Source organism: Thermosynechococcus sp. HY596 (genome assembly GCF_030518715.1).
GTDB lineage: Bacteria > Cyanobacteriota > Cyanobacteriia > Thermosynechococcales > Thermosynechococcaceae > Thermosynechococcus.
Genome location: NZ_CP130346.1, coordinates 2,303,841 through 2,321,872 on the forward strand (window position 1 = coordinate 2,303,841; position 18,032 = coordinate 2,321,872).

Sequence of the window (18,032 nt, forward strand, 5' to 3'; positions counted from 1 at the left end):
ATTATTTTTTCCCAAAAAGACCAAAGAAGGAAGATTTCTTTTTCTCCGGTTTTGGCGGCTCAGTATTTTTTTGCTGTTGCTGGGCTTTGCGCTCCCTCTTGCTAATTGCTTCGAGTCCCTGTATGGCCGTCACCTCTTGAGGATTCAGCTTCAGGGCTTGATTAAAGTGAATTTTGGCCATACTGAGGGAGCCTTGTTGCAGGTACACCTTGCCCAGTAGAGCATTGCAGCGGGCACTGCGGGGGTCAATTTTCAGGGCATCCTTCAATTCTTTGATGGCTTCCAGATAAATGCCTTTATTAAAGAGTTCCTCTGCCCGTCGGAGGTATTGCTCTGTAAATTGCTCTGTTTTGGGAGCCTCTGTCGGCGGTGTCGTCCCTGTGGCGGCTGCTGGTGTGGCACGCACTTGGGTTTCATCTGATTTGGGTGGGGGTGCAGGCGTAGAAACCGTGGCTGCGGTTGCCTTGCCGCCCGCCGATCGCCACAAGTAAATCAAATTGAGTTCACTAATTTGTTCGCTAATTTTCAGGGCATTGTTTAAGTCTTTGTACTGATCTTGGGCAAGGGTATTGAGCGCCTTTTGATAGGCTTCTTCAATATTGGCGGCGTTAAAGACTTCCTGTGCCAAATCAAAGGTGGGCGTTGGCACAATATTGGCCGTTAGCAGTTGCTTTTCAAGCAAGCGCAAAATGACTTGATATTCTTCCCGCTCTTTTTCTTGGGAAAGCACCTCATAGGCAGGATTCACAAACTTGGAGAGCAAATCACTGGCCATTTTTTTGCCCGATTCATCATCACGGCTGTCGGGGTGCAGTGTCTTGGCAATTTTGAGATACCGCTTGCGAATTTCCCCGGGTGCTGCCGACAATGGAATGCCTAGGGCAGCATGGAGATCCCGTTTGGAGTTAAAGCGACCCAGACCGTGATTGATCTCGAAGGGCATAATCAGTGAAACCGCAGGGGCAGAACATCATTAGATTATACCTGCTGATAGAGGGGGTTGGTGACCAAACAATTGGGTAAAGCCCCGCCCTTCATGGCTCCGCCACGCTAGCGCGAAAGGGCAGCTTTGAATCTCTGAAATGTCCTAGAGTACCGTATTTTGGTGGTTTTTAGGGAAAGCGGACGATGGGACTCGAACCCACGACGTTCAGCTTGGGAAGCTGACATTCTACCACTGAATTACGTCCGCAGTCTTGCAGCCTATAATTTTAGCACGAACTGTCCGGCTGGCGATGGTGTTCGACTGTAATAACGGTATGCACATTGCCACGGGGGGCAAAGTCCCCTTTGATTTTCATGTAGAGGGGGTCGCAGGCGGCCACGAGATCATCGAGGACTTGATTCACCGCTTCTTCGTGGGAAATGTAGCGATCGCGATAACTGTTGATGTAAAGCTTAATCGCTTTCAGTTCCACCACCTTTTCATGGGGAATATAGCTAACGTAAAGCGTGGCAAAGTCAGGATAGCCAGAAAATGGACACTTACAGGTAAACTCCGGCAGGGTAATCTCAATGGTGTATTGCCGACCGGGACGTGGATTGGGAAATGTAATCAGTTGCCCTTCTTGAATGGCGCGTTCGCCGTACTTCATTTCTGATACTTGCATTGTTTGGTTCCAACAGCTTGAGAACGACTCAGAGATTCTCTTTAGACCATAACTAAAGTTTATCAAGATTTAAGTTCCTAGCCCCTCGACACCAACGTTGCAGGGTGAGAATAGGGTAGAGAGGTTGTTGAGGCAAGAGTGCTATGGAACGTTATCAGCCAAATGGAACCCCTCTCTCAGAGGCCGATAAAGCAGAACTAGCCCAACTCAAACAACTGCTAGAGCGAGCGATCGCCGACGGCGTATTGACTGTCGACGAAATGGCGCAAATCAAGCGACAAATTCGCGCTGATGGCAAAGTCACCTATGAAGAGCTAGAGCTTTACCGCCAGTTTGTGGAGGAGAAAATCCGCCAAGGGCTTTTGGTGCGGGAAATTCGCTAACGCCCTAGACTTTGTAGGGGATGTTGGTGTCCTGAAAGGAGTGGGCTGGATTCAGCCCCATCAAGATCACGGTGTCAATGACATGGATAATACCGTTCTCCGCTTCAATATCAGCGGCAAGGACAGTGGCGTTTTTGACTTCCAAGGGATGATCGCCATGAATCGGAATAGTGGAACCTTCGAGGGAAGTGACAATTCCCATCTTTTTCAGGTCGGCGGCTTTGTAGGCACCGGCAACCACATGGTATTTGAGAATCCGCGCTAACTGGGGAGGATTTTGCACAAGGGAGGTAATGGTGCCATCGGGCAACTTGGCAAAGGCATCATCATTGGGGGCAAACACCGTAAAAGGCCCCGGCGATTGCAGGGCTTCCACCAGATTGGCCACCTTGACAGCAGTCACTAGTGTGGAAAAGCCAGGAGTATTCACTGCAACATCAACAATGGTTGCCATAAAAGCGTGCCCCAAAACTGCGATGAAAATGCACAACGATGGTTTGCGATCGCCCCATTCATCAAGAGGATGGGGACTGTAACAAACGCTAGAATTAGCATACTGAACCCACGTCCTAGGCGCTAGCGATCGCTGGCGTCAGCCAGATAGGGAAATTTAATCATGGCAATCGCGTCGGTTAATCCCACAACGGCTGAGGTCTTAAAAACTTTTTCCCCCTTAGGGGCTGAGGAAGTGGAGAGGGCGATTGCCCAAGGGGCGACGACCTTTGAGACCTATCGTCTGACAGCCTTTGAGCAGCGTGCCCAGTGGCTAGAAAACACAGCAAATCTCCTGCAACAGCAGCGGGATGCGGTTGCTCGCCTCATGACCCTTGAGATGGGTAAACCAATGACAGAGGCGCGGGCTGAAATTGACAAATGTGCGTGGGTGTGTCGTTACTATGCCGAGCAGGGGACAGCTTTCCTGCGGCCTGAATTAATTCCCACAGAGGCAAGCTACAGCGGGATTCATTACCAGCCCCTTGGCATTATTTTGGCCGTGATGCCGTGGAATTTTCCCTTTTGGCAGGTGTTTCGCTTTGCGGCACCGGCCTTGATGGCGGGGAATGTGGTTCTGCTCAAGCATGCTTCTAATGTGCCTCAGTGCGCGCTGGCGATCGCCCAGCTCTTGAGGGAAGCGGGCTTTCCTGCGGGGGTCTTTCAAACCCTGCTGATTCTTGGCAGTGCCGTTGCTGATCTGGTGGCGGATCCGCGTATTAAGGCAGCGACTCTCACGGGCAGCGAAGCAGCGGGCAAAAGTTTAGCCCAAGCAGCAGGTCAGCACCTCAAGAAAACCGTTCTGGAACTGGGGGGAAGTGATCCTTTTATTGTCATGCCCAGTGCCAATATCCCCCAAGCAATTGCCACCGCTGTCCAAGCCCGCATGATTAACAATGGCCAATCCTGCATTGCGGCTAAACGCTTTATTGTCCATGAGGCTGTCTATGACACCTTTGCCGAGGGCATGAAAGCCGCCTTCGAGACGTGGGTGATTGGCGATCCCTTGGAACCCACCACACAACTGGGGCCTCTTGCTACTGCCGCCATCCGTGATGAACTCCACGCCCAGGTTGAACTTGCCCTTGCCCATGGTGCCAAGGTCTTTTACCGCCGCAACCTTGATCTGCCGAGCCATTGTCAGCAGGGGTATTTCTTTGCGCCGACGATGTTGGCAGAGGTCACTCCAGATAACCCCGTGTTTACCCAAGAGCTATTTGGGCCTGTGGCAATGCTCTTTCGGGTACCGTCCCTAACTGCGGCAATCGAACTGGCCAATGCCACACCCTTTGGTTTAGGCGCCAGTGCTTGGACACAGGAGAGCGATGAAGCGGAGATCCTCGTGCGGGATCTCGAAGCGGGTGCCGTCTTCATTAACACGATGGTCAAGTCGGATCCACGTTTGCCCTTTGGCGGGATCAAGACCTCTGGCTATGGCCGTGAACTGGGACGGGCAGGACTCTTGGAGTTTGTCAATATTAAAACCATTTGCCAATTTTAATTTTCTAGGATTTGAGGATAAGCCCCCAAAAACCTCAGGATAAAATTTGGTTAATTCAGAATTTCCAGAATTTACAACAGTGATAAATACCCATTGGTACACTTGGATCGTGTAGGTTTATGACAACAGCTTAAAAATTCTAAGCAATCATCGTTATCGCTGATCTTCCGAATGAAGTTTCCATTGAGTCCTCTTAGGGCAGTTTCCCGCCATCATTTGTATCGAGCCGGTTGGGTACAGATTGTCAGGAACACGCAAAACATTGCTAGAGGCTCCTCGTACCAGCCCCATTTTTCTTTTCAGCACACGTTACTCTCTTGGGTAGGCAGTTTTTTGGGAATCGCTCTTTTAGCCTACCTTTCCACCTATACCCACTATCCTTTGATTGCTGCACCTTTTGGGGCGACAGCGGTCTTGGTATTTGGGGTGCCAGAAAGCCCCCTTGCCCAACCTCGGAATGTTATTGGGGGTAATTGTATCGGTGCAATAATTGCAATTCTAGCGGTACATTTCTTTGGTACAGCTCCTTGGGTGATGGCGCTAGCGGTTGCTACTGCGATTAAACTTATGCAACTGACGAAGACACTCCATCCCCCCGGCGGCGCTGTGGCTTTGGTGGGTGTGATGGGAGCAGCCTCATGGCAATTCCTAATTACGCCGGTATTTATCGGCTCAGTTCTCATCGTTTTGACAACTGCGTTATTCAATAACCTAGTCTCTGGGCGGCAGTACCCTAAACACTGGTTCTAACAGCCTATCCCAGTGGGCAAGTCTGTGGGGGACGTTAGCGCTATGGGGCGTTGAGTACAGGGTAAAATTTCCATTCGCGATCGCCTTTGAGTTCTAAAACGTACTTGTGGTACTGCATCAGGCTCTCACGATGGCCAACACTAATGTAGTTGCGGGTGGTGCGCTGAATGTGCTCATAGACCCGTTTTTCGTTGGCTAAGTCTAGGGCGCTGGTGGCTTCGTCCAAAATGGCGTAGGGGCGGTGATTTAGCAGCAGGCGGGCGATCGCCAGTCGTTGTTGCTCCCCAAGCGACAGCACATCATCCCACGCTAATTCCACATCGAGGCCACCGACGCGATCCGGCAAATGTGCCAAGTTGACTTCGTTAAGGGCGTGCAAAAGCACATCGTCCGGGGTCTGGCGATCGCCACTGGGGTAGAGCAGTTGGGTGCGCAACGTACCCAGCACCATATAGGGGCGTTGGGGCAAAAAGAGCACTTCATCCACGGGGGGACGAATAATACGGCCACTGCCACTTTGCCAGAGTCCAGCGATCGCCCGCAGTAGCGAACTTTTACCCACCCCACTCGGCCCCATGATCACCACACTGTCCCCCGCCTCAAGGGCAAATGTGACATCTTCCACCAGCCGCCGTGCCAAGTTCGGTGTATCCACAGCCACGTGTTCTAGGGCAATGTAGGACTTCTCCACCAATTCAATTTGCGATTGGGGTGGCACCGGCGGAGTTGTCAGCGCCTCATCAAACTCTGCCAAACGCTCAATACCGGCAATAAAGCCCGTGAGGTTCGTAAACTGGTTCACAATGATTGAGAGTGCCCCCAGCACCTGCGAGAAAGCAAAGCTGGCTTGGCTAATAGCACCAAAGTCAATGTCACCGGCAAAGTAGCGGGGAGCAACCACCGCTGCCGGCACGATGATCACAAAGTAGTTATAGGCCGTCGTGAAAAAATCAAGATTTCGCTGCCAGCCAATCAAGAGGTTAAAGTTCCGCAGCACCTCGAGAAAGCGTTGACGCACCTGTACCGACTCTTGGCCTTCACCGCGATAAAAGGCAATGGACTCGGCATTATCGCGCACATGGACAAGGCCATAACGAAAGTCTGCTTCCCGTCGCAGTTGGTTAAAATTCAGCCAAATCAGGCGTTGCCCAATCAAAACGGTCACAATCGTACCGACAATGGCATAGCCAACCAAGGTCAGCGTTAGGGTTTGGGAGATACTCCAGAGAATGCCACTAAAGGCAATGAGGTCAATAATTTCGCCCAGAATGATTAGTAGAAACTGGAGTGAGGTTTGGGTAAATGAGCGGATATCCTCGGTGATCCGTTGATCAGGGTTATCAATCTCGCCTTGGTTTTCGATGGTGTAGTAGGCTCGATTCTGGAAATAGCGATCCAAAAAATGACGGGTGAGCCAATCCCGCCAGCGCAGCCCTAGATATTCGCGCACGTAGCGATAAATGACGACAATCGGCGTCCCCACCACAAAAACGCCAGCATACACCAAGAGGAATCGCCAGTAGGTTTCAGCATTTTTCTCCGCCAGTGCCGTCTGGAAGAAGCGCCCGACAAAGCTAATGATCACGTTGAGGCCACTCACAGAGAGGGAAAGCATCAGCAGTAACCCCAAGAGTGCCCACGCTTGCCACCGAGGCAGCAGGGGTTGCCGCAGCAGCGCAAAAACGCCCAAGGGGACAATCACCGTCCCCAGCAGAATACTACGGCTCAGGGGCTGCACCCACAGGGATTGCATCATCTCCATGAGGCCGCCAGCAATTTGTCCCATCAGTTCGGGGGCAAGGGCATTAAGGCCAAAGGTCACGGCTGCCGTCAGACCGAAGAGGAAGCCAAACATGAGGGCAATGACTAGAAAAAGCAGCAGAATAAAGATCACACTGCTGCCCCAGCGATCGCGGGGAAAGAAATAGGGTTGGGCAATCCGCAGAAACTGCCCCCAAACACGGAGATTAAAGCGATGGGTCGGCTGCGACATTGGCTTGTTCCTCGACAGTGGCAAGGGGCTACAGGCCTACTATTGTAGTGGGGGCAGCTACAGAGGAGAACGGATGCGCCATAAAAAAACGGCACCCACCACATCTCATATCTCACCGTGGCTCTATTGGGGGTTGTGGCCAATTCATCGCCTATTTTTGCCCCTTTACTTTTCGCGGATTACGATTGTCGGTCGCGAGCAGTTGCCCAAGGAGGGTCATTTCTTGCTTGCCCCCAAGCACTGTAGCCGTTGGGATCCGGTGATTTTGCCCTTGGTGTGGCCTTATCCGCTACGCTTTATGACCAATGCGATCGAGTTTGGCGGGGTGCAGGGCTGGTTTATCCGTCGTCTGGGTGCCTTTGCTGTGAACCTCAACCGTCCTCAGCCCAGTAGTTTGCGCCATGTGCTGGAGATTCTCAATGCAGGTCAGCCCCTAGTGATCTTTCCCGAGGGTGGGATTGTGCCGGATCAGGTAGTACGTCCCCTGAAGCCCGGTCTTGCCCGTCTTGTCTTGCAGGCCGATCGCCCCCTGCCGATTTTTCCCGTTGGTATTGCCTACGATCCACAGCCGCAGTTTCGTGCGCGGGTAGCCCTTTGGATTGGAGCGCCCCTGTGGACGCCCGCTGAGCGCGAGGGCAACCTCAAACAACAGGCTATGGAATTAACGCAGCAACTGGAAGCAGCCTTACATGCAGCCGTGCTTGAGGCCCGCAAATGTGCGCGATCGCAGGGCGAGTAGAGCTACTTTGTCACTAATCACGCAATTGGCCTAGATCAAGAGAATTTTGTAGAATAAAGACAAGATTGAACAAGTCCTCAAAAGCCTCAATCTTGATATTTTCCAAGCTTTGAGCGAGCGATCGCCCATCAATAGGGGTGTACTTAAAGACTCTTTATTAAGTTAGGCAACGTTGCGAAACAACCACCAATCCTAAAAGTTAATTAAGACAGCGGGCAAATTGTGCCTCTGCTTTTATGCTGAAATTATAGTTTTACCAAGCGCAGCACTGTACTGCTCTTTTCCCAAGAATGGAGCACGTTCAAAATGGCTACATAACAGATGTACCCCCTAGGCCGTAGGCAAGATGTAGAGAGCAATTGAAAACGGAGTTTTTGTTACCGGGATACTTTCTTAAGCGATTAAAATTTTAGCGAATTCTTAGAGAGGTGCTCTTCAACCCTATAAACGCTATCTCAAGCGATCTATTGTCACCGAGGTTCCAATGATGGTTTCTACACTCCCTGAAAAACAACCCGAAAAACAAAAGGTGACAGGTTACATTCACTCCGTTGAGACCTGTGGCACGGTAGATGGCCCCGGCATTCGCTATGTGATTTTTACCCAAGGGTGTCCGCTGCGCTGTCTGTACTGCCACAATCCCGACTGTCGTGAACCCCATCAGGGCAAGCTCGTAACCGTGGATGAACTGATTGCCGATATTCAGCGCTACCAATCCTATCTGCGCCAAGGGGGCGTAACAGCCAGCGGCGGTGAACCCCTGATGCAGCCAGAATTTGTCCGCGAAATTTTTGAGCGTTGTCACGAGTTGGGATTGCACACTGCCCTAGATACCTCAGGTTATGTGGTTTTGGAGGCGGCCAAGCCGGTGGTGGCGGCAACGGATCTGGTGTTGCTCGACATTAAATCCTTTCTGCCCGAGACCTATCGGCGGGTCACCAGTGTCACGATTACCCCCACCTTGGAGTTGGCCAAGTACCTAGATGAGATCCATAAACCGACGTGGATCCGCTTTGTCTTGGTACCGGGGCTGACGGATGATCCCGAAAATATCCGGGGATTGGCGCAATTTGTGTCGGGTCTGCGTAACGTGGAGAAAGTGGAGGTGTTGCCCTTTCACAAAATGGGGGAATACAAATGGCAGCAATTAGGGCTGCCCTATGAACTGTTTGATACGCCGGCGGCGAGTCCAGAGGATGTCCAGCGGGCGATCGCCCTCTTCCGTGAATACGATCTCAACGTTCATTAACTTGCCCATTTAAGAAATTTCTTTCCTAAGGAGTCGCCCATGACTGCCCAAGCCTTAACTCATTCTCAACCCGTTCAAACCATTGCCGATCTCGAAGCACTCATTGAGCGCGTCCAAAGGGCACAAACCCAGTATGCCCAGTTTACCCAAGAGCAGGTGGATCACATTTTCCACCAAGCGGCCATGGCGGCCAACCAAGCGCGGATTCCCCTTGCCAAACAAGCCGTTGCCGAAACGGGCATGGGGGTTGTCGAAGATAAAGTCATTAAAAATCACTTTGCCTCGGAATATATCTACAACAAGTACAAACATGAGAAAACCTGCGGCGTAATTGAGGATGATCCCATTTTTGGCATCCAAAAAATTGCTGAACCCGTGGGGATCATTGCTGGTGTGGTGCCGGTGACGAACCCAACTTCGACGACCATCTTTAAGGCATTGATTGCCCTGAAAACCCGCAATGGCATTGTCTTTTCGCCCCACCCCCGAGCCAAGGGCTGTACGGTGGCCGCAGCCAAGGTGGTGTTGGATGCAGCGGTTGCTGCCGGGGCGCCCCCAGATATTATTGGCTGGATTGATGAACCCACCATTGAACTCTCCCAAGCCCTGATGCAGCACCCCCAAATTAAATTGATTTTGGCTACAGGAGGGCCGGGCATGGTGAAGGCGGCCTATTCCTCTGGCCATCCGGCGATCGGGGTCGGGGCGGGGAATACCCCAGTGCTCATTGATGCCACAGCCGATATTCCCACAGCAGTGAGTTCGATTCTCCTGAGTAAGGCCTTTGACAATGGCATGATCTGTGCCTCGGAGCAGGCGGTGATTGTTGTTGATGAGATCTATGATGCGGTCAAGGCCGAGTTTCAACGGCGGGGGGGCTACATTCTCTCCCCTGAGGAACGGCAGCGGGTGGCACAACTCCTCCTGAAAGATGGTCGTCTCAATGCCGCCATTGTTGGTCAATCGGCAGCCACCATTGCTGCAATGGCCAATATCCAAGTGCCGCCCGAGACGCGGGTACTCATTGGCGAAGTGAGTGAAGTCGGGTCGCAGGAGCCATTTTCCTATGAGAAACTCTGTCCGGTATTGGCCTTGTATCGGGCACCCCAGTTCCACAAAGGGGTGGAGATTGCCGCACAGTTGGTGAATTTTGGCGGCATGGGGCATACCTCTGTGCTCTACACCGATCCCCGCAATCAAGATGATATTGCCTATTTCAAATACCGCATGCAAACGGCGCGGGTTCTGATTAATACACCTTCTTCCCAAGGGGCGATCGGGGATCTCTACAACTTCAAGTTGGATCCCTCGCTGACCTTGGGGTGTGGTACGTGGGGCGGTAATGTCACGTCGGAAAATGTCGGTCCCCATCACCTGTTGAATATCAAAACGGTGAGCGATCGCCGCGAAAATATGCTCTGGTTCCGCGTGCCGCCGAAAATTTACTTCAAACCCGGCTGCCTACCCATTGCCCTGCGGGATCTGGAAGGGAAAAAACGCGCCTTCCTCGTCACCGATAAACCCCTCTTTGACTTGGGCATCACTGACCCGATTGTGCACACCCTCGAAGAACTGGGCATCAAGCACGACATCTTCCATGAAGTGGAGCCAGACCCGACCCTGAGTACGGTGAATCGCGGCCTAGAACTGCTGCGAGACTATCAGCCCGATGTGATTATTGCCGTGGGGGGTGGCTCACCCATGGATGCGGCCAAGGTGATGTGGCTGTTGTACGAGCATCCCGAAGTAGAGTTTGACGGCCTGGCCATGCGCTTCATGGATATTCGCAAGCGGGTGTACCAACTGCCCCCCTTGGGTCAAAAAGCCATGATGGTGGCAATTCCCACGACCTCGGGGACGGGTTCCGAAGTAACGCCCTTTGCAGTGGTTACCGACGATCGCGTGGGGATTAAATACCCCTTGGCGGACTATGCCCTCACGCCCACCATGGCGATTGTGGATCCCGACTTGGTGCTGCACATGCCCAAGAAACTCACGGCCTATGGCGGCATTGATGCCCTAACCCATGCCTTGGAGTCCTATGTATCGGTGCTCTCGACGGAGTTTACTGAGGGACTGGCATTGGAGGCAATCAAACTGCTGTTTACGTACTTACCCCGTGCCTATCGCTTGGGGGCGGCTGACCCAGAAGCTCGCGAGAAAGTTCACTATGCAGCGACGATCGCCGGCATGGCCTTTGCGAATGCCTTCTTGGGGGTTTGCCACTCGATGGCCCACAAACTTGGCTCCACCTTCCATTTGCCCCACGGCCTTGCCAATGCGCTGATGATTTGCCATGTCATCCGCTATAACGCCACGGATGCCCCTCTGAAACAGGCAATCTTTCCACAGTACAAGTATCCACAAGCCAAGGAACGCTATGCCCAAATTGCCGACTTTCTTGAATTGGGTGGTAGCACTCCAGAGGAAAAAGTGGAGCGCCTGATTGCCGCCATTGAAGACCTGAAGGCGCAGTTAGAGATTCCAGCCACCATTAAGGAAGCCCTCAACAGTGAGGATCAAGCCTTCTATGAACAGGTGCAAAGCATGGCCGAACTCGCCTTTGACGATCAGTGCACGGGGGCAAATCCTCGCTATCCGCTGATTCAGGACCTGAAGGAGTTGTATATCCTTGCCTATATGGGGTGTCGGCGGGATGCGGCAGCCTACCATCCAGCGGAAGCAACGTCGAGTTGATGTGGCGTTATCTGCCCCCCTTGGCAGCACCGGGGAGGGTGCAAATGGCGGTGGATCGGTGGTTGTGGCAGTCTAGCGATCGCCCCTGTCTGCGGTTTTACAATTGGTCACCGCCCGCCATCTCCCTTGGCTATAGTCAGCGGCAAATTCCAGAGCACTGGCAACACCTGCACTGGCAGGGGCAACCCATCGAACTGGTGCAGCGACCCACGGGGGGGCGGGCTGTTTTGCACCAAGGGGATCTCACCTACAGTCTAGTGGTGTGGGGGTTGGGGCAACGGCGGCGACAGGTTTATACCGATCTGTGTCAATTCCTGAGGGTAGGGTTTGAGCGCCTAGGATGGCCTCTGCAGTTGGGACAAGACTCCTATTCCTCTCAAGCGCCGATCAATTGCTTTGCCCAAGCCACCGTGGCCGATTTGGTTTTACCTACGGGCGAGAAAGTCATTGGTAGTGCCCAAGCTTGGCGGGGCGATCGCGTCCTGCAACATGGTTCAATTGTCCTGACCCCTGACCTCGATCTATGGCAGCAGGTATTTGGCAGTGTTCCCCATCGGCAGTCCCTTCCCCCTTTAGAGGTGGTGCAAACGGCTCTCTTGGACGCCTTTGAGGCGCAGTGGCAAGTGAAACTGACCCCGGAACCCTTGAGCGATCGCGAGTGGCAAGAGATTAATGCAGAAATTAACAAAGTATCAAACTAGGGCTGTGGCTTCCCCCTCTAGGTTATGATTGGCTTGTTGTCTTGGGGATTCACATGGCACGCTGGCTGACTGCGCTTGTTTTAGCCCTGACGCTTCTCATTACCGGTTGCGCTCCTACCCCGCCCTCTCCCTATGAGCAGGTGCAACAGGAAAGCACCCAGCGTAATGCACCCCCGGCAGTGAGTCGTGAAGCCACCCAAGGCAGTGAATTTAATCGCTTCTTTCCGCCCGAGGGGAATGGCTTTGAGCGCATCTATGTCCAAGAGAAAAAGGGCTTTGCCGAGGCTAAGCTGAAAAAAGATGGCAAAGAACTGGCGATGCTGGCCATTTCCGATACGATTAGCACCCCTGAGGCTGCCGCCAAGTTTCAAAACAGTACGATGCAGATTGCCGGCTATCCAGCAGTAGAGGTGGGAACCACACAAACGGCCATTTTGGTGGCCAACCGCTATCAGGTGAAGGTACTCTCCCGTGATCCCAGCTTTACTGCCAGCGATCGCCGGGAATGGATTGAAAAATTTGATCTTGCTGGTTTAGCCCAACTTGCCCCCTAAGGAGACCACCGTGAGCGAAGCTATCTACAAAATTGTTGATCAACTCCCCACTGGGGGCATCACCGTTATGGCCCTCAAGTCCTTGGATTTCATCATTCCCGGCCAGTGGCAAAATATCGTTGGTTTTGATAACACAATCCGCCATGTGACTGGGGAAACGGATCCTGCCTTGATTCGCCAAATTGGCGATCGCGCCGTGCGGCTCTTTAATGACAAATCCCAAGGCTATCAGCGGGCACTGTGGCTCTATCAAACCGTGGACAACACCGATGCTCTCCTAGGAGCGGCTGCCCTTGCCAACAAAGTGGGCGAGAAAATTTCCTTCCTCGGCTTCTTGGATAAAATGACGCCCAAGCCAGAGCGGGCGCAGTCCATTGACCTCAGCATTAAGCTGATTGTGGAAATTCTGGCCTTTTGTCAAATCAATGGCATTCCCGGTGATAGCCTCGGCGACTTCCTGCGTGCCCTTGCCGACTACAGTGGTGAATCCCTGATGCGGATGGCTGCCCTCATCTGCTTTGATGGCCTGATTCCCCTAGGGCCTGACTTTCTTCTCAAATGCTTGGGCACACTGCAAAGCTTGCAACCCAATGATCTCCAGGAAAACCCCACCTTCAAAGCAATTGGCAGTGTCGTGCCGGGGGGCAATCCCAGCGGTCAATTGGGCTTTATTATTCAGAGCTTTCATGCGGTGCAGGGGTGGATGAACCAATTTGTCAGCAGCCACGAGTTAACGCCGCAAAAGGTGATCAATAGTCTGCAAAGTTTTATTGAACTCTCGAAGGATAACCTCGACTACTTGGGAGCCTTTTTGGACATGAGCACCAACTACTACTACCATACGGGCGTTCAGACCCTAGCTCGTCGCCTGATTGAGCGAGCAGTTGCTGAGATTTAAGGGAGCTGACACCCTTGGTTTAGGACATTTGCAGCATGCGTTGGATGGGTTTGAGCGCTGCAAGGCGGATGTCTTCTGGTAGTTCAATCTGGGGCTGGCGATCGCGCATACACCAATAGAGTTTTTCTAGGGTATTCAGGCGCATAAAGGGGCACTCATTACAATTGCAGGTCTGATCCTGAGGGGGCGCAGGGATAAAGGTTTTCTCTGGGTTGCGCCGCTGCATCTGGTGGAGAATCCCTGGCTCGGTGACAACGATAAAGGTATCGTGATCTTGGCGTTGGCTATAGTTGAGCAAAGCCGTTGTCGAACCAATAAAATCGGCATGGCGGAGTACGGCTTCTTCGCATTCGGGGTGGGCAATCACCTGGGCCGTGGGGTAGGCGGCCTTGAGTTCGAGGATGCGCCGCTCTGAAAAGGTTTCATGGACAATGCAACTGCCGTCCCACAGCACCATCTGCCGTCCGGTTTGTGCCATAACATAGCGACCAAGGTTGCGATCGGGGGCAAAAATCAGGGGCTGATCCGCAGGCAACTGCTGCACAATTTTCACTGCATTAGAACTGGTGCAAATAATGTCACTCAGGGCTTTGATTTCAGCAGTGCAGTTAATGTAGGAAATCACCCAATGATCAGGATACTGCGCCTTAAAAGCAGCAAAGGCGTCCGCAGGACAACTGTCTGCCAAAGAACAGCCCGCCGCCAAATCCGGCAGCAACACCAGCTTATCGGGGTTGAGAATCTTGGCGGTTTCGGCCATGAAATGCACCCCAGCAAAAACAATGACATCGGCATTGGTACTGGCGGCCTGCCGCGACAGCCCAAGGGAATCACCAATGTAATCGGCCACATCTTGAATGGCGGGGTCTTGGTAGTAGTGGGCTAGAATCACTGCATTCAGTTCCCGCTTCAGGTCTTGGATGGCCGCAATTAAATCCAACGGCAGGGACGGTTGAGGGGCAGCGAGAGTCGCAAACACAGGCAGTGGGTTCCTTTCGCAATTGGTAACGAGTCTCTCTATTATAGTGATTTTCACCAAAATAGGAATCCCTTAGGCATCATTGGCGAGCAGTTGCTGCACAAGGGCACGGGCACCATAGCTGACACCGGCCGTACCTTCCCCCGGATGCACGGAATCTCCCACTAACCACAGGTGAGGAATCGGGGTGCGGGTTGCTAAGCCAAAGGGGCCAAAGGTGCTCAGGCGTTGACTCATGCCCCCGACAATGCCATCTAGCCGCGCGGTATAGCGCCAGAAGGTGCGGGGGGTCGCCGCTTCACAGTGGACAATGTGCTCAGGCCGCAGATCAAAGAATTCCCCGAGGTGTTCAAGAGCTGTTTGGGTGTATTGCGCCTTGGTGGCGGCATAGTCTAAGTCAGGCTGACGCCAAAAATTCACTTCGGTGAAGCTCGAAGCAATCAGGGTGCGATAGCCAACAGGGGCACGGCCATCCCGCGGCTGACTGACGGAGACAAAGAGGGAGTTGTTTTCGCCAATGGGGCCTGCAGGATCGTAGAGAAATTGCAAGTGGGGCGGACAACTTTCCGGAATGGCGGCCTCTTTAACGCCAAGGTAAATCACAAAGGCACCGGAGGCTGGGGGCAGAGTTTTTAGACGGCGGGCATAGCCAGCGGGAAGGGCATCCCCTAGGAGTTGGGGTAGGTTTTGGGCAGGGACATTGGCCACAATGTGATCGGCTTCGACCCGCTGAAGGGTTTTTGTTTTTAAGTTCTCCACCTGTACAGCAACGGCACGCCCCCGCTCGACTTCAATGTAACGCACCAAATGCCGGGTGTAAATTTGACCGCCATCGCGCTGCAAGGCATTGGCGAGTAAATCACTGAGAACCTGCATACTGCCGTGGAGATGGTAGAGGCCGTGGGGGTCTTGGGACAGACAGAGGGCGGTGGCGGCATAGAGGAGTGCAGTTTCACTGGCATCCACTTGGGAGTAGAGCTTGAGTTGCAAATCCAGAAATTGCCGCAGCCGGCGATCGCCCCCGACACCACAGAGAGTCATCCAATCGGTCACCGTCATCAGGCTAAAGGGCAACGTGAGAAGCGTCTCCGGACGCAGGGCTTGCACCAATTGCCACAGATCAAAGCCATTGCGCGGGGGCAAAATGGGCTGCCGCTGCTGAAATCGCCAACTAATGGCAAAGAGGTGTTCGAGGCCTTGCCAAAACCGCTCACTGTGGGGAAAGTGGTGTTGACGTTCCAGTTGCCAGCGATCGCGATCGCGCCAAACATTGATGGGCGTCGTTTCCTGCGGCAGATACACCGCACAGGCAGGATCGCAGGGGGTTGCTGCCGGCAGAGGCATCTCCAATTCAGCAAAAATTGCCGCGTGAATCCCCCCCGGCTCAAGGCCAGCCACTTGGGTGGCGCCAACATCGAAGGTAAAGCCCCGCCGCTGAAATGTGGAGGCACAGCCCCCCAGTTGGGCTGCCTGCTCAAACAGCTGAACGCGATAGCCCCGTCGTGCCAACAATGCCGCTGTGGTCAGACCCCCAATGCCGCCGCCAATGACGACCACCTGCTTTGCCATTTGTATAGTTATGTAAATTACCTGTATCTAGCACTTTAACGACGTTGAGCCAGTGCTGACAAGGAAAACGGCAAGCAACTAGCGCCGCCGCAACTGCAGCTGCTCATAGACCTGCCGCAGGGACACCCCATGATAGGCAAGGGCAACTAGCGTGTGGTAAAACAAGTCCGCCACCTCACCGGCGATCGCCTCGGTGTCATCGTCTTTGCAGGCCATCACCACTTCTACGGTTTCTTCGCCCAGCTTCTTGAGAATTTTATTATCACCGGCTGTGAACAGGCTGGAAGTGTAGGACTGTAGCTGTGGAAAGTCGCGCCGCTGACAGACCACGTTATACACTTGCGAAAGGGTATCTGCTGGTGGGTCTTCTACCCGTTGTCCGGCCTCCCCATGGCGGTGGAAACAACTGCGCTGCCCCGTGTGGCAAGCGACTTGGCCCACTTGCTCTACTGTTAACAACAGGGCATCGCTATCGCAGTCGTAGCGGATACTTTTGACCCACTGGACATGGCCAGAGGTTTCGCCCTTGGGCCACAGTTCTTGGCGCGAACGACTCCAAAACCACGTACGACCGGTTTCAAGGGTTTTCTGTAGCGATTCCCGATTCATCCACGCCAGCATCAACACGGTGCCGTCCAAATAGTCTTGGACAATTGCTGGCACTAAACCCCGTTCATCGTAGCGAATCTCATCGAGGGGGAGGCTAAGGGTAGTGGCAGGCATGAATTGTTCGCAGGTCTCAAGAGGGTGACCCGGAGATCACGCCTACCGCAAGCATCCCGTATTGCTGCTTCCTTCCGGACCTGACAAGGTTGAGGCGTTGCGATCGCATGATTCCGAGCCAACTTGTATCCTAGCACACCCCATCGAGGTACATAAATCGCCCTATTAGGAATCTTTATCTCTCGTTTCTTAAAGAAAGTTTATATTAAAGAGGTAACAGCGTAAGATTTGGTAATGCCTATGACCCTTGCTGCACTGATGGTGACGCAGGCGGAGACCCTCAAAGGTCTCTTTCGGACATTGACGGCAACCAGTTGTCCCTATCGCTATAACTTTCATCTCCATACCATCTGCTCCGATGGCCAGCTGACACCGCAGCAAGTGGCACAGCAGGCAATGATCCATGGCCTCAAGGGATTTGCCATTACCGATCACCATGCCCTAGAGGGCTATTTTCAGGCTCGCATCTACGTAGAAGCCTATCCAGGAACGGATCGCCCCCAAATTTACACGGGCATTGAAATTACGGCTCAACTCTTGGGTACTGAGGTGCATATTCTGGGCTATGGCTTTGACCCCCATGCCTGGGTTTTGCATCCCTACGCCTTGGGAACTGCTCCCGAAGGAGAATTGGCACAAGCAGAACGGGTGATTGCGGCTCTCCATGAGGCGGGGGGTCTGGCAATTTTGGCGCACCCGGCACGTTATCGGCTGCCCGCTGAACAATTGATTCCCGCAGCTGTGGCGCGGGGGATTGATGGGGTGGAAACCTACTACTGTTACAGCAATCCCGATGTGTGGGAACCCACCCCTGAAACAACAGCCCTTGTGCATGCTTTGGCCGTTGAACACCAGTTGCTGGAGACCTGCGGCACGGATACCCATGGCCAAGATATTTTGGTGCGGCGATGACGGTGACTGAAATCCTGATCACCTTAGGGGCGATCGCCATCAGTGGGTTGGTGCTGCACTGGTTGATCAGGGTGCTGAAGGTGACCGTGGGTACTGCCTTGAGGATTGCCCTAATTGTCTTCCTATTGCAACTCTTTTTTGGCATTGGTCCCGATCGCCTGTGGGAGCAAGCGCAGTTTCTATGGTCACAGGTGGCGAGTTATTTGCCGATGCCTTCCTTGCCATCCTCGCAATAATGATAGGTTTCTGCGCCGGTTGAGCTTTGGCGGGCGTCTTTTGTCA

At 53.2% G+C, this 18,032-nt stretch carries 18 protein-coding genes, 1 tRNA gene and 1 other RNA gene; 11 read left to right on the forward strand and 9 right to left on the reverse strand.

Annotated elements, in window-relative coordinates:
- Position 1 precedes the first annotated feature (1 nt).
- The 3 genes from QYC28_RS11345 to queF all read right to left on the reverse strand — a co-directional run bounded on the left by QYC28_RS11345 (position 2) and on the right by queF (position 1,610).
- Positions 2-943: a DnaJ domain-containing protein gene (locus QYC28_RS11345; protein ID WP_149820906.1), complete on the reverse strand. Its 942-nt coding sequence runs from the start codon at positions 941-943 to the stop codon at positions 2-4.
- A 177-nt stretch (positions 944-1,120) separates the two neighbouring features.
- Positions 1,121-1,192: transfer RNA gene (locus QYC28_RS11350), tRNA-Gly, on the reverse strand.
- A 19-nt stretch (positions 1,193-1,211) separates the two neighbouring features.
- Positions 1,212-1,610, reverse strand: coding sequence for a preQ(1) synthase (gene queF / locus QYC28_RS11355; RefSeq protein ID WP_149820908.1), 399 nt, complete (start codon positions 1,608-1,610; stop codon positions 1,212-1,214).
- Between the two features lie 143 nt (positions 1,611-1,753).
- On the opposite strand from queF, the gene QYC28_RS11360 reads away from it, so the two are divergent.
- Positions 1,754-1,993, forward strand: a complete 240-nt coding sequence (locus QYC28_RS11360) for a hypothetical protein (protein WP_149820910.1) — start codon at positions 1,754-1,756, stop codon at positions 1,991-1,993.
- Positions 1,994-1,997: 4 nt separating this feature from the next.
- Here the strand turns inward: QYC28_RS11360 and QYC28_RS11365 are convergent, their stop codons facing one another.
- Entirely contained in the window at positions 1,998-2,447 is a 450-nt protein-coding gene (locus QYC28_RS11365; RefSeq protein ID WP_149820912.1) for a fasciclin domain-containing protein, read from the reverse strand.
- A gap of 162 nt (positions 2,448-2,609) precedes the next feature.
- Here QYC28_RS11365 and QYC28_RS11370 point away from each other — a divergent pair, with 162 nt between their 5' ends.
- Positions 2,610-3,986, forward strand: a complete 1,377-nt coding sequence (locus QYC28_RS11370; protein WP_302679508.1) for an NAD-dependent succinate-semialdehyde dehydrogenase — start codon at positions 2,610-2,612, stop codon at positions 3,984-3,986.
- Between the two features lie 333 nt (positions 3,987-4,319).
- Positions 4,320-4,736 (forward strand): HPP family protein, encoded by a 417-nt coding sequence (locus tag QYC28_RS11375; RefSeq protein ID WP_226971956.1) that lies wholly within the window; start codon positions 4,320-4,322, stop codon positions 4,734-4,736.
- A gap of 40 nt (positions 4,737-4,776) precedes the next feature.
- On the opposite strand, the gene QYC28_RS11380 is transcribed toward QYC28_RS11375, so the two are convergent.
- Complete coding sequence (locus tag QYC28_RS11380) at positions 4,777-6,729, reverse strand: ABC transporter ATP-binding protein/permease (protein WP_302679509.1); 1,953 nt, start codon at positions 6,727-6,729, stop codon at positions 4,777-4,779.
- 73 nt (positions 6,730-6,802) lie between these two features.
- On the opposite strand from QYC28_RS11380, the gene QYC28_RS11385 reads away from it, so the two are divergent.
- The 6 genes from QYC28_RS11385 to QYC28_RS11410 all read left to right on the forward strand — a co-directional run bounded on the left by QYC28_RS11385 (position 6,803) and on the right by QYC28_RS11410 (position 13,567).
- Positions 6,803-7,468 (forward strand): 1-acyl-sn-glycerol-3-phosphate acyltransferase, encoded by a 666-nt coding sequence (locus QYC28_RS11385; protein WP_286625757.1) that lies wholly within the window; start codon positions 6,803-6,805, stop codon positions 7,466-7,468.
- A 484-nt stretch (positions 7,469-7,952) separates the two neighbouring features.
- Positions 7,953-8,717, forward strand: a complete 765-nt coding sequence (pflA, locus tag QYC28_RS11390; RefSeq protein ID WP_286625758.1) for a pyruvate formate-lyase-activating protein — start codon at positions 7,953-7,955, stop codon at positions 8,715-8,717.
- Positions 8,718-8,756: 39 nt separating this feature from the next.
- Positions 8,757-11,414 carry a bifunctional acetaldehyde-CoA/alcohol dehydrogenase gene (adhE, locus tag QYC28_RS11395; protein ID WP_149820924.1) on the forward strand — a complete coding sequence of 886 codons (2,658 nt, stop codon included), beginning with the start codon at positions 8,757-8,759 and terminating at the stop codon, positions 11,412-11,414.
- Positions 11,414-12,115, forward strand: coding sequence for a lipoate--protein ligase family protein (locus tag QYC28_RS11400; protein ID WP_226971957.1), 702 nt, complete (start codon positions 11,414-11,416; stop codon positions 12,113-12,115). Before adhE ends, QYC28_RS11400 begins: the two co-directional genes overlap by 1 nt.
- A gap of 53 nt (positions 12,116-12,168) precedes the next feature.
- Positions 12,169-12,669 (forward strand): hypothetical protein, encoded by a 501-nt coding sequence (locus QYC28_RS11405; protein ID WP_181495418.1) that lies wholly within the window; start codon positions 12,169-12,171, stop codon positions 12,667-12,669.
- Positions 12,670-12,679: 10 nt separating this feature from the next.
- The gene (locus QYC28_RS11410; RefSeq protein WP_286668728.1) at positions 12,680-13,567 is read left to right on the forward strand and encodes a hypothetical protein; all 888 of its coding nucleotides are present in this window, start codon (positions 12,680-12,682) and stop codon (positions 13,565-13,567) included.
- A 19-nt stretch (positions 13,568-13,586) separates the two neighbouring features.
- On the opposite strand, the gene nadA is transcribed toward QYC28_RS11410, so the two are convergent.
- The 4 genes from nadA to ffs form a co-directional block, all read right to left on the reverse strand.
- Positions 13,587-14,546, reverse strand: coding sequence for a quinolinate synthase NadA (gene nadA / locus QYC28_RS11415; RefSeq protein ID WP_149820930.1), 960 nt, complete (start codon positions 14,544-14,546; stop codon positions 13,587-13,589).
- A 72-nt stretch (positions 14,547-14,618) separates the two neighbouring features.
- Positions 14,619-16,115, reverse strand: a complete 1,497-nt coding sequence (gene crtD / locus QYC28_RS11420; RefSeq protein WP_302679511.1) for a C-3',4' desaturase CrtD — start codon at positions 16,113-16,115, stop codon at positions 14,619-14,621.
- 78 nt (positions 16,116-16,193) lie between these two features.
- Positions 16,194-16,838, reverse strand: a complete 645-nt coding sequence (gene hisIE / locus QYC28_RS11425; protein WP_302679512.1) for a bifunctional phosphoribosyl-AMP cyclohydrolase/phosphoribosyl-ATP diphosphatase HisIE — start codon at positions 16,836-16,838, stop codon at positions 16,194-16,196.
- Positions 16,839-16,861: 23 nt separating this feature from the next.
- An RNA gene (gene ffs, locus QYC28_RS11430) (signal recognition particle sRNA small type) lies at positions 16,862-16,958 on the reverse strand.
- Between the two features lie 120 nt (positions 16,959-17,078).
- Between ffs and QYC28_RS11435 the strand changes: the two genes are divergently transcribed.
- Entirely contained in the window at positions 17,079-17,750 is a 672-nt protein-coding gene (locus QYC28_RS11435) for a PHP domain-containing protein (protein ID WP_286625769.1), read from the forward strand.
- The gene (locus tag QYC28_RS11440) at positions 17,747-17,986 is read left to right on the forward strand and encodes a hypothetical protein (protein WP_149820936.1); all 240 of its coding nucleotides are present in this window, start codon (positions 17,747-17,749) and stop codon (positions 17,984-17,986) included. Before QYC28_RS11435 ends, QYC28_RS11440 begins: the two co-directional genes overlap by 4 nt.
- The last annotated feature ends 46 nt before the right edge of the window (positions 17,987-18,032 follow it).